This window comes from Liberibacter crescens BT-1, from assembly GCF_000325745.1.
GTDB lineage: Bacteria > Pseudomonadota > Alphaproteobacteria > Rhizobiales > Rhizobiaceae > Liberibacter > Liberibacter crescens.
Genome location: NC_019907.1, coordinates 279,313 through 292,667, shown reverse-complemented (window position 1 = coordinate 292,667; position 13,355 = coordinate 279,313). Strand labels below are relative to the sequence as shown.

Genomic DNA, 13,355 nt, shown 5'->3' with positions numbered 1-13,355 from the left:
AAACTCCCTCTAACTTGGCGCGAGTGACGGGGCTCGAACCCGTGACCTCCGGCGTGACAGGCCGGCGCTCTAACCAACTGAGCTACACCCGCAAAATATCAGATTCCATCAAAACATGAAAGAAAAACTTCATAAAAATCTACAAAGCTCTTAAATAATCATATAAGCAACAAAATGCAACAGATGAATTCAATTTACCAAAAAACATCCCAACAAAATCCTATAAATTTTAACACCTCCCTGAAACTATAACAAGGATTTAGTTACTATTTTATCAAGGACCTTTTATCTTTTATTTCTTATCATCAAATTACCTTTGATTCATTTTGATATCGAAGACCTAAACCAAAAATTAAATTATATCAATTGTTTAAAATATAAAAAACAAATAAATTGTCTTGCGATTTTTTTATTTCTGATTATGTTAGTAATAACTTCATGGTTCCTATGAGGGCGATTAGCTCAGAGGTAGAGCGCCTCGTTTACACCGAGGATGTCGGGAGTTCAATTCTCTCATCGCCTACCATTGTACATACAAAAACACTCAAGCTATCTTATAAAAATTAGAAAATACTAGAGAAGTAACCTTCTCAGGTCTATAAGATACATTTTATGAAAAACTCTACAATTTTAAAGACTGTAACAAAATAAGGGCACCTAAAAGGTACCCTTATTAATTCTTTAATGATATTAAAACGTGACTTTTACATCATGTCCATACCACCGCCCATACCAGGAGGCATAGCTGGAGCTTCTTTCTTAGGAAGTTCAGCAACAGCAGCTTCTGTCATTAGAAACATCCCCACAATAGAAGAAGAATCCTGCAACGCACACCTTACAACTTTAACAGGATCTAATATTCCCATTGCATGCATGTCGCCATATATTGCTTTTTGTGCATCATAACCAAAAGTCTGAGATTTATTCTCAAGAATTTTACTTACAATCAATGCTGGCTCTTCGCCAGTATTTTTAATGATCTGCTTACAAGGAGCAGAAATAGCTTTGCGAACAATATCTATACCCGTATTTTGATCATCATTACTACCTTTTACAGAAATCTTCTGAGCAGCACGAAGCAAAGCTGTTCCACCACCGGAAACAACACCTTCCTGAACAGCAGCACGTGTTGCATTCAGAGCATCCTCAAATCGATCTTTTTTCTCTTTCAAGGCTACATCAGTTGCATCACCAACCATGATCATAGCAACACCATCAGATAACTTCGCAAGACGTTCTTGTAACTTCTCCCGATCGTAATCAGATTTAGTATCACTGATAGCTCTTTCAATCTCAGCAATACGAGCTGCAACCTTAGATTTGTCACCACCACCGTCTACAACGACAGTTTCTTCTTTGGTCATAGTGACTTTCTTAGCAGTACCCAAGTGATTTATGGTAACTTTTTCAAGCTTAATATCAACTTCTTCAGATATAAAAGTAGCACCAGTCAATACAGCTATGTCATGCAACATTTCTTTACGTCGCTCACCAAACCCAGGAGCCTTACAAGCAGCAATCCTCAATCCAATGCGCAATTTATTGATTATAAGAGCAGTTAATGCTTCTCCTTCAATATCCTCAGCAATAATCAAAAGAGGGCGAGAAGATTGAACAACCTGCTCTAACAAAGGAACTAAAGAATGTAGACCTGTAATTTTTTTCTCATGTATAAGGATATAAGGGTTGTCAAATTCAGCAACCATTTTTTCACTATTAGTCACAAAATAAGGAGATAAAAAGCCTCTGTCAAACTGCATACCTTCAACAATCTTTACTTCAGTTTCAGCAGTCTTTCCTTCATCAATAGTGATGACTCCCTTTTTACCAACTTTTTCCATTGCCATGGCTATATCTTTACCGATCTGACCATCGCCATTAGCAGAAATCGTTGCAACCTGACAAATTTCTTCAAATGTACTCACCTGTTTAGCACTATCTTTAAGATGCGCCACAACTTCCTGAACAGCAGCGTCTATACCACGCTTTACATCCATAGGGTTTCTTCCAGCAGTAATAGCCTTAAGCCCTTCCCTAACCATTGCCTGAGCAAGACAAGTAGCAGTTGTTGTACCATCACCAGCGTTATCATTGGTTTTAGAAGCAACTTCTCGCACCATCTGAGCGCCCATATCTTCGAATTTGTCTTCAAATTCGATTTCCTTAGCAACGGTAACCCCATCCTTAGTTACACGAACACCACCAAAACTTTTCTTTATAGCAACACAACAACCACTTGGACCGAGGGTTGCCTTTACAGCCTCTGCAAGCTTATCTATACCGCGAGCTATACTATCACGCGCATCACTACCCAACTTGACTTCTTTAGCAGCCATTTATTAAAACTCCTAGATTTCAAAAGATATATAATCTTAAAATAAACACCTAAAGCCTAAAAAAGGCATTTCGAGATGTTAACGACATTAAACTGCACCAGTATATTTATTTTTCTATTACACCCATTATATCCGACTCTTGCATAATGAGAAAATCTTCTCCATCAAGCTTTACTTCTGTACCAGACCACTTACCAAAAAGAACACGATCACCCTTCTTAACATCAGGAGGGACAATCTTGTTTGAGGAATCAGCAACTCCAGGACCTACTGCAATTACTTCACCTTCACTAGGCTTTTCTGCTGCACTCTCTGGTATTATTATTCCACCTTTTGTCGTCTGCTCACTTTCAATTCGACGCAAAAGTACACGTCCTTTCAATGGACGCAATGATTTCTTAATTGTCATTTTTTCTAATCCCTAATAAAATGATAGTCTGAATGATAACATTTCTTTAACTACCCACTTAACTTCTAGCACTCTACTTAGTTAAGTGCTAACAAAGCTTATTTAAGAATGTGCCTAAATAAAGTCAATAGTCATTTAATTGAGAGATTAAAGAAATAATTTAATTTTAAATTAACCAGGATTTTACCCATGCCTCAAAGAATTTTAAATCTCAGTGAAATTTCACAACGTTATGATGTTATCCTTTGCGATGTATGGGGTGTAATCCACAATGGATCACAAGCTTTCTCTCAGGCCATAACTGCATTGGAAAAAGCTCGTTTCTCTGGATGTACAGTGATATTATTAACGAATTCGCCACGTCCAGTTTCAAGTGTTATTCTTGATTTAGATCATAAAGGAATACCGCACAGTGCTTGGGATAGTGTCATTACTTCTGGTGAAGTAACAAGAAAAATAATTGATAATGGCCCTAAAAAAATTTTTTTTCTAGGCCCCCCAAAAGATTACTGTTTATTTTCAGGACTCGATGTAGAATTAGTTGATGAGCATCATGCCGATATAGTAATCTGTTCTGACATGTATAATGATACTGATAAACCTGAAGATTATCGATCTCTTTTAACTAACTTTGCAGAACGCAAACTCACTTTTGTCTGCGCAAATCCTGACCTAGTTGTCAAGAAATCTGACAAAACAGTGGCGTGTGCTGGAGCGCTTGCTGCAATTTACTCTGAACTTCAGGGAACTGTAAAAATGGCAGGGAAACCATATCAACCTATCTATAAGCAAGCACTTCTTCAAGCTCATGCTATATGTGGTGAATTTGAAAAAAAACGTGTACTGACTATAGGTGATAATATGGGAACAGATGTTAAAGGCGCTTTAGATAATGGATTGGATATCCTTTATATCAGCAATGGTATTCATATGGATGAATATACGATTAATGGTAAAATTAATGTAGAAAAAATGCAGGCTTTTTTTGAAAAGAAATCTCTATACCCTCACTGGTGGATGCCTCAATTAACTTAAAAAAGGCAAATTATGAAAATTTTTCATTGTGTTGATATACATCAATCTTTACCAGAAAGTATAAAAGGTGGAGTAGTTGCTATCGGCAATTTTGATGGACTACATCGTGGACATTGTTTGATAATAAAAAAAGTCTTGCAAATTGCGAAAGGCCGCCCAACTCTTATCCTGACATTCGAACCACATCCGCGCACAATACTAAAACCTCACTCCCAAATTTTTAAATTAAGCACGAGATCTATTAAGGTTAAAATTTTAAAATTCATGGGATTATCCGCCCTAATTGAATACCAGTTCAGTTTAAAATTAGCCGCCTGTTCTGCTGAAGAATTCGTAACAAATGTATTGGTTAAATGGTTAAAAGCAAAACAAATTGTCATAGGGATAGATTTTCAATTTGGTAAAGAGCGTGAGGGTAATGGAAAATTTTTACAAGAAAAAGGCCTTCAATATGGCTTTGAGGTTACACTCGTTAACAAACTCTTTGATAATAATACCAAAGTGATCTCTTCCAGTAATATTAGAAATGCTTTAGAAAACGGTTTGGTAGATGAAGCTGCCAATCTTTTAGGTTATCGATTCACTGTCGAATCAGAAGTTATATATGGACAAAAACTAGGAAGAAAATTAGGATATCCTACAGCAAATATGCAGCTACATTCTTCTGTAAATCTAAAGAAAGGTGTGTATGCCGTACGTTTCCGAACGCAGGAAGGAATTTCCTACGGAGGAGTAGCAAGTTTTGGTTATCGTCCTACTGTTATCAAGAATGGAGTACCTTTACTTGAAACTTTTGTATTTGATTTCTCTCAGGAAATTTATCAACAAATATGCGCTGTATCATTTTTTGATTTTTTACGCTCAGAAATAAAGTTTGACAATTTGAATGCCCTTGTAACATGTATGCGCAAAGATGAAGAAAGATCCCGCACCCTCCTTGAAAACAGAAAACCACTCAACAAAATAGATCGCATGATAGCCTTTTAAAAATGAATCTTACCATTAGTTGCTATCAATAAATGAATACGATATAATAACCTTAACAAGCATGCTTTAGGTGTTAATGATTTAAGTGAATGATTTCCATAGCATAAAGGAGTTTTCGATGACGGTACGTCCCCTTAAAAGAGGTGGATTATTTTTTATATTAATAACACAATGTACAGCCTTTTCCATATCAGGCTGCGCTAGCTCTCCTACTTACGGAACCGGCAAAAATTCTACAGAGCAACTTGCACAAGATATATCCCATATCGCTTCACTATCTAACCATGGTCCTAACAGTAAAGGAATAAAATATGTAGAGAGACCAGAGCTTATTACCCCTAATAGTAAAAAGAAATTATTATCCAAAAATAAATATCAAAAAACTGATATATTACAAAAAAATTCCGATACACAAAAACGACAATACCTTTCAGATCCTCCTTCACAATATACCGAAACTTCTGATGATTCAAAACTCAAGGATACAGGAATATCAGAGGATAAAAAAGAAAAGCTGCGCAAGAAAAAATCTGAAATGTCACAAAAAAATTCAATCTGGTGAAAATATTTTCAATAGCACAAAAAGGTATTATTTGCAGTAAACACAAAGTTTTTCTTGCAAACAAACCACCTAAAGTCTGCACTTTATAGCTTTATCTTTTTTTGATCTCATTCAAGAAAGTTAGATTATATCCTGTATCTTCTACCAATAGATTTTCTAGATCTTAAGAAATACGATGTAATATGCTAAATTTTAAAATATTTTTAAAATGACTAGACAAAAGTAAAATTGCTAGTCTATATGATACCGAGTACTCAATGAACAGTACTGGGTGATTAGCTCAGTTGGTAGAGCAGCTGACTCTTAATCAGCGGGTCGTAGGTTCGATCCCTACATCACCCACCAAGTTTAAATTCCCTACTTTTAATAACCCCATTATGTTATATGCAAAACTATATTAAATAAAAAATCTATTAGTCCGAAAATAATAATATATTTTATAAATATCTTTACCTTCAGTTAACTAAATAGATCCCATATTAAAGATTATAGAATAAAAGTCTATTTAATGACCTAGGGTTTTATTATCAGTGATGGATTATAATAGTGCGTGACCAATTTGGTGACCCAAGAGGTCCTATAAACCTCCGTAAAAAAGATGTCGTTTTAATGGCAACCATCACTAGTTTTGAAAATATGCCTGATGCATCCCAAGAAGAATTAAAAGAATTCGAAAAACTTTTTACAGAATTGTTTTATTCTTCAAGTGAGGAAGCAAAACGCCAGGCAGTAGCAGCTTTATCAAGATGTCCTAACGTACCAGAAAAAGTATCCTTTTTTATTGGAAGCCAGCCTATATCAATTGCGGCTATCTTCTTAACAAGGTCTCAAGCCATTAGTGATAAAACTCTCATTACCATTGCTCAAACACAAGGATTTGAATATATACAAGCTATCACTCATCGTAATAACCTATCATCAAATGTCAAAAAAACTCTGATAAGCTTACAACAGAGAATGCTTTTTTCTTTAAATCTTGAAAAATTCAATGCAAAAAATATTTTTTTAGATGAAAAAAATAAAAAAATAGATGCAGATAATATCGGAAAACAATTATTGCAAATTTCAAAACACCTTACTAAAAATCCAGAAAGTCAAAAAAATTCTGCTTGTCTCTCACCCATACACGAAGCATTACTAGTACGGTTTGCAAGATCAGGGGAAAAACAAGCTTTTTCAAGAGTGCTTGCTGACACACTCATGTCAACTATAAGCTTAGCAAAAAAAATCTTATCCAGGAATTCTGGTTACCAATTTGCAATTACTCTCAGAGCACTTCAAATGAACATTTCTCAAGCAACCTTCATACTTGAAAAATTTTATCCTCAGCTTGCTGAGAATAATAAAGGCATAAGTCGCGCAAAAGAAATATTAGAAGAATTAAAACCTGAAGAATGCGCCATAATACTCAATACATGGCGCATTAACGAACAAAATATGCATCAAGTTATTCCTACAAACAATAAAACCTATGAAGACAATTTAACTCTAACGAATGCAAGCTCATTTTAAAAATTAGATAAGCTATGAGAATAGCCAAACCTAATTACAAAAAACCTTGCTTATCAACAATAGACATTTATTTGTTGTATCAGATACAGTAAAATCTGAACTATCAATAGTGGTGCGGTCGAGAAGACTCGAACTTCCACAGGCTTCCCTACAGCGACCTCAACGCTGCGCGTCTACCAATTCCGCCACGACCGCATTACAAAACACTTTATACAGAACTTAACTAACAAAAGCTGTTCTTATATACAAGCTAATAATTAAATCATTTTTTTATAAAGATTTAAAAAATGTATAATTCACACTCATAAAATTAATTTTAACACATTATTTTAAAATACTATTATACTGAAGTATGTCTAGTTTTAAAAACCATGCTCCAATGACTGAAGTCCAAACAAGAAACAACACAGAATAAAAATGAAAAACAAACCAAATACGCTGATTACCTGCCATACGAAGTGCGATTAAATTCGCAAATGAGCTCGTTGCGAAACCAAAACCTCCAATATTGACGACATAAGCCAAAAACTGATTAGATGGAATATATTTGAGCAAAAGGATAGTAGCAGGTACATTACTAATCACTTGAGAAAATCCTATTCCCAATATATATAAATTATCCCGAGATAACGTTGCAATCTCCTGAAAGAAAGATCCCAATGCTGGTAACCGAGTCAACAGACCTATGTCAATGAACACGATACAAAACACTATAATTAAACACCAATCAATGTGAAGCAACACATCTCTTTCTAAAATTAGGAAACCGATAAATACGATAATTAAACCATACATAGGTATACTCATCTTGAGGCTAAACATAAATAAGAAATACAGCCCTATACAACACCACAGTAATTGTCGTTTATAAGAATATCCTTGGATATGAGGCTCTTTCACAAGAATCCGATTTTGGAAACAAAGCCAAGTTAAAGCTAATAAACTGAACATAATAAATATACAAAGTGGAAACATTTGCTGAATAAATGCGAAAAACGATAATTTTGAAGAATGCCAAAGCAAAATATTCTGAGGATTACCTATCGGTGTTAGCAGAGAACCAGCATTCACTGCCATTGCCTGAAACACGATAAGTTTATTGATTGATAACGCAGAAGTTGTTCTTAAAGAAATTGTTAAAGGAATAACAATAAAGAGAGCTATATCATTCGTAAGAAATGCGGATAAAAAAGCAGAAAAAATTACCAGGAATAATGCTAACCACCGTTCATTATATAAATACCGTAAAACAATATGTCCTATAAAATTAAAAAAACCGCTCATTTCTATGCCTTTTGTTAACATCATGAGCCCGGTTATAGTGACTATAGTATAGTTATCAATAAAACCTGATATAGTTAAAAAAGGTTGCGGATGCACACTATACAATATTAGTGCTGTCAACAACAAAAAATGGAGAAGCCAATCTTTAACAAATGGTTGAATGAGTTGAAAAATAATACTTTTTTTTATCAGCATTAATATTATAAGAAAAAAACGAATACCTTAAGGAGACTTATAGATATACTAGACTATAAACCACTTACTCTTTTTGAGTATTCTAAAGACGTGATTGAGATTGAATCGTGGAATTTATTATGCTTAAACCATTTGCACGTTGTGGAGAAAGATGTTCTATTAAACCTAACTGCAAAAATATTTTCATTGCATCAATTTTTTGTATTTCATCCGCCGTCTTCCCTGAATAAATTGCCAGCATAATAAATAATAATCCACGAATAATATGTGAATCTGAATAAACCTCAAAAATTATCCTTGGACTTTTTTCTTTTTCCTCAATAATGTGTTTAATAAGCCAAATTTGACTAATGCATCCTGATATTTTATTACTTGGTGTGCATTTCTCCTCTGGTATTGGAGGCAGTTTCTTCCCTAACTCAATTAAATAATGATAACGATCATCCCAATTATCTATAGAATTAAAATCTTGTATAATATCGCTCAGGATCATCGTATGTTGTTTATTTTTTTAAGCATACTCAAAAATCAACTCTCATATTAACTTATAAGTTTATTTTTTTAAGTTAATAAACTATCATATAGTCCTGTTTAAAGCCAATTAATTTTACTGGGTCATTGCAATAATTCATTGCATTTTTATACCTTATACCGCACACAACAACACAAAAAATGATTATTGATTTAAGTGGCCTCACTGTTGCGGAGATTTCTAAAAGAGCTTTTAAAGGGATGACGAGCTCATATCCCTTCCAAAAATATCATCTCTATGTCAAACGATTCCTTAAAAATAAAAATCTTTTTTCTACTTCGTTAGGCGATTCACTTGTGAAGATACAATAGACGCAATGTTTTGAAAGACTCTAGAGAGTTCTAAAGCACGAGCAACATCGTAATAGTCTCCTGGAGAAGCACAGTCTGTCAAAAACTTATGTGCTGTAGAAAGAGCTTCAAGAGAAAATCCTATTGCGAATATTCTAATTCCTTTTGCTTTTGCAGCTTTACAAATGGGGATACTTGTTTCATTAAAGCCCGGATCATTCTCTCCATCGGTTAAGAATATAATATATTTTTTTATATTTTGATTATTTTTAGCCTTATGTATGAGGTCTTCTTGAGCTGCACTCAACATCTTGTAAGCTGAGTAGAGTGCAGGAGTAGAGTTAGTACTACCTCCTGTACTCTCCAAATTTATAAAATAATCTTTAATATGCTTTGTTCCCCAATTCATAGGAGATTTTGATTTTACTGTACCGTCAAACGCAACAGCCCCCATTCTTATTTTTTCAGCACTGTTCTCCAAAGAATCGAAATGCCTTACAAGGCCAAATACTGCGTCCCTTAAAAAAACAACTTTCGCAGCCGCTGTCTTTTGTACTTCACTTGCTCTCACCCTCTTCAACTTAGAACCATCAATAACACCAGGATAGTACAAAGGATTACAAGAAGTAATGAGATAACGATCAGTAGAGAAGATCTTCTCTCCTTGTGGATCTATCACTACCTCTAGCATAGGGTCAACCATTTTAGCGTCACTAAAACAGTGCGTATAATCATAACCATTTTTATCTATTGGTGGATACCGCATAGAGCCAGATACATCCACTACAAGCTCTAGGGATACGGACTGACTCTCCTGATTTTTGACTCCGCCTGCAACCCCCTCAGAATAAGTTGCCAAACTTACATATTCTTTACCTAAAAAACGCATAGCAAACGAGAATGGATTAATCGGCATATCATAATCAGGTTGAACGACAATCCTATAGGAATCTAAAGCTCCTTTCTTTTTAGCAACATATCTTGTAACAGCAATATCTGCATCCTGAGAAATCTCTTGAGCATCGTTTTGACCAAAGTCATGATATAGATTAAATTCCAAATTGTTTTGAACAATTTCCTTTATTTTCTGCTCTGAAATATTTGTTTCTTTACTTGACAACAAAGCATTAGTTGTTAAAATTGCCCTATCAGAAGCAGCTTGTAACGCATACCGATAATACATCACGTTCACAACATCAATTGCAAAACCAACGATCCCTATCATAACAGGAAGAATAACAGCAGTCAGAAAAAGGAAATTACCCTTAGAAGATTGCATCAATAACTTTAAAATACAAGTTACTTGTCTATAAAATTGCATCATAAATTCCATAAATTTTTAAAAAATAATTAAAATATACTTCGACTTATATTTTTTAACTAAAAATAACACTAAAAAATCTTTAAAATAACATCTATAAAAAATAACTTAGCATCGCAGAAGATAAATAAACCTTCATTCTACTGCGAGATAAAAATTATATTTAAAAAATTATTGCAATAATAATAGATATTTTCAACAACAAAAATGCATATCAGAATTGTTCACTCATAACACAACCCAATCCCACTAATTCTGCTCCCGAAAACCAGTAAAAAATTTCCTGTCTTGCAGTTTCTGCTGAATCAGATCCATGAATAGAATTTTCAGCAATTGACAATGCAAATTTCTTTCTGATCGTTCCTTCAGAAGCTTTAGCAGGATCAGTATCCCCCATAATTTCACGATTTTTAAGTATAGCAGAATCACATTCAAGAACTTGTACAATCACCGGCCCTGAAATCATTGTCTGAATCAGTTCATTAAAAAAAACACGGTTTTTATGAACGGCATAAAATATTTCTGCCTGTTCTTTATTCATCCATACGCGTTTAGAAGCAACGACACACAGGCCCCTGTTCTCTAACATTGTAGTTATAATACCCGTTAAATTACGTCTTACAGCATCAGGTTTTATCATTGAAAAAGTACACTCAACAGCCACAATCTTTTTCCTCACATTATTATATTTAAATAATTATTACATAAATCTTCTTATAAAAATTAAAAATTAAAAATTAAATTCATATTGCTGACATTAAACAAAAATCAATACCTATTCTTAGAACATCCTATAAAAACCGAGAACACATATGTTCCCTATTATTTTATCCCCTTTTTTTCCCAGAGACCGGTTTTGTTTTTCTGGAAATGGCTTAACTTATAACCTTGGGCTTTAAGATTTTTCCATTCACTACGGGCTGTTTCCAGCTGGTTTTTATCATAATCATCGAACATAATAATAACGCTTTCATAAGAGAGAACAGTTTCAATGTTTACAAAAGCATTATCAATCAGGATTCGTACATGAGCATTATTAGGATTATCACAAAAAACTGTCAATAAAACTGGCTGACGAGAAGCAAAACTTGCTTCCTCGCCAACATCTATTCCATGTGGAAGAAAACTATCTTCTGACCAGGTCCACAAATGTTCATTTAACTGATCACGCTTCTTTTCAGAGCCACATTGTATAATTACCTTTTGATCTTTTTTCAAAATTTCTTCAAGTAATGGTGGCAAGGAATCCTCTAATGTCCACCCACTTAATTGATAAAAAAAAATTTCAGGCATTATTCATAATTAGCTTTTATGAACTCATCAAGCAATCGAACCCCAAAACCTGATCCCCAAGAAACATTCACCTCACAAGGGGAAGAACAGGTAGCCATTCCAGCAATATCAAGATGTGCCCAAGGTGTATTATTATCAACAAAACGCTTAAGAAACTGTGCAGCAGTAATAGAACCAGCATAACGACCACCAGAATTCTTTATATCAGCAAATTTACTATCGATCAATTTATCATAATCTTTACCCATCGGCATATGCCAAACATACTCACCTGTAGACAAACCTGCAGCAATTAACTGCTGCACCAATTTATCATCGTTAGAAAACAATCCTGCATGAACTGTACCTAACGAAACCATAATTGCACCAGTTAAAGTTGCCAAATCAATAATAAGCCTTGGCTGGAAATATTCTTTACAATACCATAAAGCATCTGCGAGAACGAGTCTGCCTTCTGCATCTGTATTAATAATTTCAATAGTCTGACCTGACATTGATGTCACTATATCCCCTGGACGCTGAGCAGAACCATCTGGCATATTTTCTACAAGACCAATAATACCGACGACATTAACCTTTGCCTTGCGCGCTGCCAAAACCTGCAAAAGACCAATAACAGTTGCAGCACCTGCCATATCGCTTTTCATATCTTCCATATTAGAAGAAGGCTTTATTGAAATACCTCCTGTATCAAAAACAACTCCTTTACCAACAAACGCAAGAGGTTGTTCATGTGTTTTTTTACCATTCCATTTCATAATGACTAAATAAGGAGGACGAGATGAACCTTGCGAAACAGCTAAAAGCGCTCCCATTCCAAGCTTAGCCATAGCATCCTTATCAAGAATATCAACTTCAACACCGAACTCTTCCAATTTTTTAGCTCTTTCAGCCAGTTCTAACGTACCCAAGATATTTGCTGGTTCATTCACAAGAGTTCGAGTTAAATTGACACCATCAGATATTGATTGAACATCCACAAAAGCTTTTTTAGCAGCAGAAGCTTCTTTCATTACGATTAAAACAGAGACTTCTGTATCCTGATCATCAGAAATTTCATCTTTACGTGTTTTATACTGATCAAAAGAATATGCTCTTAATAAAAGCCCAAGAGAAAAATTGCTGGCTTGTTGCGCTGTCAAAGAAACTTCAGGAGAATCAACAAATATTACAACATTCTTTGCTTTTCCTATTAATGATGCTGCATTTCCTCCTGCTTTTAACCAAGAGTTATTATCAAGCTCTTCCCTTCTTCCCAAACCAATCACTGCCAATCGATTAAATGGAGAAGCCTCAGGAACCAAAATATTGAGCACTGATCCATCTTTTCCAGTAAAACGTTCAATCTCAGCAGCACGTTTTATAACATTTTTAGGATCTACCAGACATATATCTTCCAGATCAACCTTATCTGTTGTTAATATAATAGCAAGATCAGCTGATGGAGAGGGATTGACAGAGAATGAAATATTCACATTCATAAATACAACTTCCTTTCTAGAAAAGAATCTAATGAAACACCCAAAGATACTATCATTGTATGATTTCCCTTGTAAAAACTAAAATATAATAAGATTTATTTCTGCATATAAATAATAT

At 34.5% G+C, this 13,355-nt stretch carries 12 protein-coding genes and 4 tRNA genes; 6 read left to right on the top strand and 10 right to left on the bottom strand.

Annotated features, from left to right (window positions below; all coding sequences use genetic code 11):
* Positions 1-15: 15 nt before the first annotated feature.
* Positions 16-92, bottom strand: a tRNA-Asp gene (locus B488_RS01280).
* 359 nt (positions 93-451) lie between these two features.
* Here B488_RS01280 and B488_RS01275 point away from each other — a divergent pair.
* Positions 452-526 (top strand) — tRNA-Val (locus B488_RS01275).
* A gap of 178 nt (positions 527-704) precedes the next feature.
* On the opposite strand, the gene groL is transcribed toward B488_RS01275, so the two are convergent.
* Both groL and B488_RS01265 read right to left on the bottom strand, forming a co-directional pair.
* Positions 705-2,336 (bottom strand): chaperonin GroEL, encoded by a 1,632-nt coding sequence (groL, locus tag B488_RS01270; protein ID WP_015272676.1) that lies wholly within the window; start codon positions 2,334-2,336, stop codon positions 705-707.
* A gap of 106 nt (positions 2,337-2,442) precedes the next feature.
* Positions 2,443-2,745: a co-chaperone GroES gene (locus tag B488_RS01265; protein WP_015272675.1), complete on the bottom strand. Its 303-nt coding sequence runs from the start codon at positions 2,743-2,745 to the stop codon at positions 2,443-2,445.
* 189 nt (positions 2,746-2,934) lie between these two features.
* On the opposite strand from B488_RS01265, the gene B488_RS01260 reads away from it, so the two are divergent.
* From B488_RS01260 to B488_RS01240, 5 genes are all read left to right on the top strand, one after another.
* Positions 2,935-3,780: a TIGR01459 family HAD-type hydrolase gene (locus B488_RS01260; RefSeq protein WP_015272674.1), complete on the top strand. Its 846-nt coding sequence runs from the start codon at positions 2,935-2,937 to the stop codon at positions 3,778-3,780.
* Positions 3,781-3,792: 12 nt separating this feature from the next.
* Positions 3,793-4,767 carry a bifunctional riboflavin kinase/FAD synthetase gene (locus B488_RS01255; protein ID WP_015272673.1) on the top strand — a complete coding sequence of 325 codons (975 nt, stop codon included), beginning with the start codon at positions 3,793-3,795 and terminating at the stop codon, positions 4,765-4,767.
* A gap of 118 nt (positions 4,768-4,885) precedes the next feature.
* Positions 4,886-5,329, top strand: coding sequence for a hypothetical protein (locus tag B488_RS01250; RefSeq protein WP_015272672.1), 444 nt, complete (start codon positions 4,886-4,888; stop codon positions 5,327-5,329).
* A 269-nt stretch (positions 5,330-5,598) separates the two neighbouring features.
* Positions 5,599-5,674, top strand: a tRNA-Lys gene (locus tag B488_RS01245).
* A gap of 201 nt (positions 5,675-5,875) precedes the next feature.
* Positions 5,876-6,841 carry a hypothetical protein gene (locus tag B488_RS01240; protein ID WP_051012095.1) on the top strand — a complete coding sequence of 322 codons (966 nt, stop codon included), beginning with the start codon at positions 5,876-5,878 and terminating at the stop codon, positions 6,839-6,841.
* Between the two features lie 110 nt (positions 6,842-6,951).
* Here B488_RS01240 and B488_RS01235 read toward each other — a convergent pair.
* From B488_RS01235 to B488_RS01205, 7 genes are all read right to left on the bottom strand, one after another.
* Positions 6,952-7,036 (bottom strand) — tRNA-Leu (locus tag B488_RS01235).
* Positions 7,037-7,165: 129 nt separating this feature from the next.
* Positions 7,166-8,320 (bottom strand): SLC13 family permease, encoded by a 1,155-nt coding sequence (locus tag B488_RS01230; protein WP_015272670.1) that lies wholly within the window; start codon positions 8,318-8,320, stop codon positions 7,166-7,168.
* A gap of 82 nt (positions 8,321-8,402) precedes the next feature.
* Positions 8,403-8,813 carry a SufE family protein gene (locus B488_RS01225; RefSeq protein ID WP_015272669.1) on the bottom strand — a complete coding sequence of 137 codons (411 nt, stop codon included), beginning with the start codon at positions 8,811-8,813 and terminating at the stop codon, positions 8,403-8,405.
* Between the two features lie 312 nt (positions 8,814-9,125).
* Positions 9,126-10,463: a vWA domain-containing protein gene (locus B488_RS01220; RefSeq protein WP_015272667.1), complete on the bottom strand. Its 1,338-nt coding sequence runs from the start codon at positions 10,461-10,463 to the stop codon at positions 9,126-9,128.
* A 214-nt stretch (positions 10,464-10,677) separates the two neighbouring features.
* Positions 10,678-11,127 carry a nucleoside-diphosphate kinase gene (gene ndk / locus B488_RS01215; RefSeq protein ID WP_015272666.1) on the bottom strand — a complete coding sequence of 150 codons (450 nt, stop codon included), beginning with the start codon at positions 11,125-11,127 and terminating at the stop codon, positions 10,678-10,680.
* 158 nt (positions 11,128-11,285) lie between these two features.
* On the bottom strand, positions 11,286-11,756 hold the full coding sequence (locus B488_RS01210) for a DNA polymerase III subunit chi (RefSeq protein ID WP_015272665.1): 471 nt from the start codon (positions 11,754-11,756) through the stop codon (positions 11,286-11,288).
* Positions 11,756-13,237 carry a leucyl aminopeptidase gene (locus B488_RS01205; RefSeq protein ID WP_015272664.1) on the bottom strand — a complete coding sequence of 494 codons (1,482 nt, stop codon included), beginning with the start codon at positions 13,235-13,237 and terminating at the stop codon, positions 11,756-11,758. The genes B488_RS01210 and B488_RS01205 overlap by 1 nt, the downstream gene beginning before the upstream one ends.
* Between the last annotated feature and the right edge of the window lie 118 nt (positions 13,238-13,355).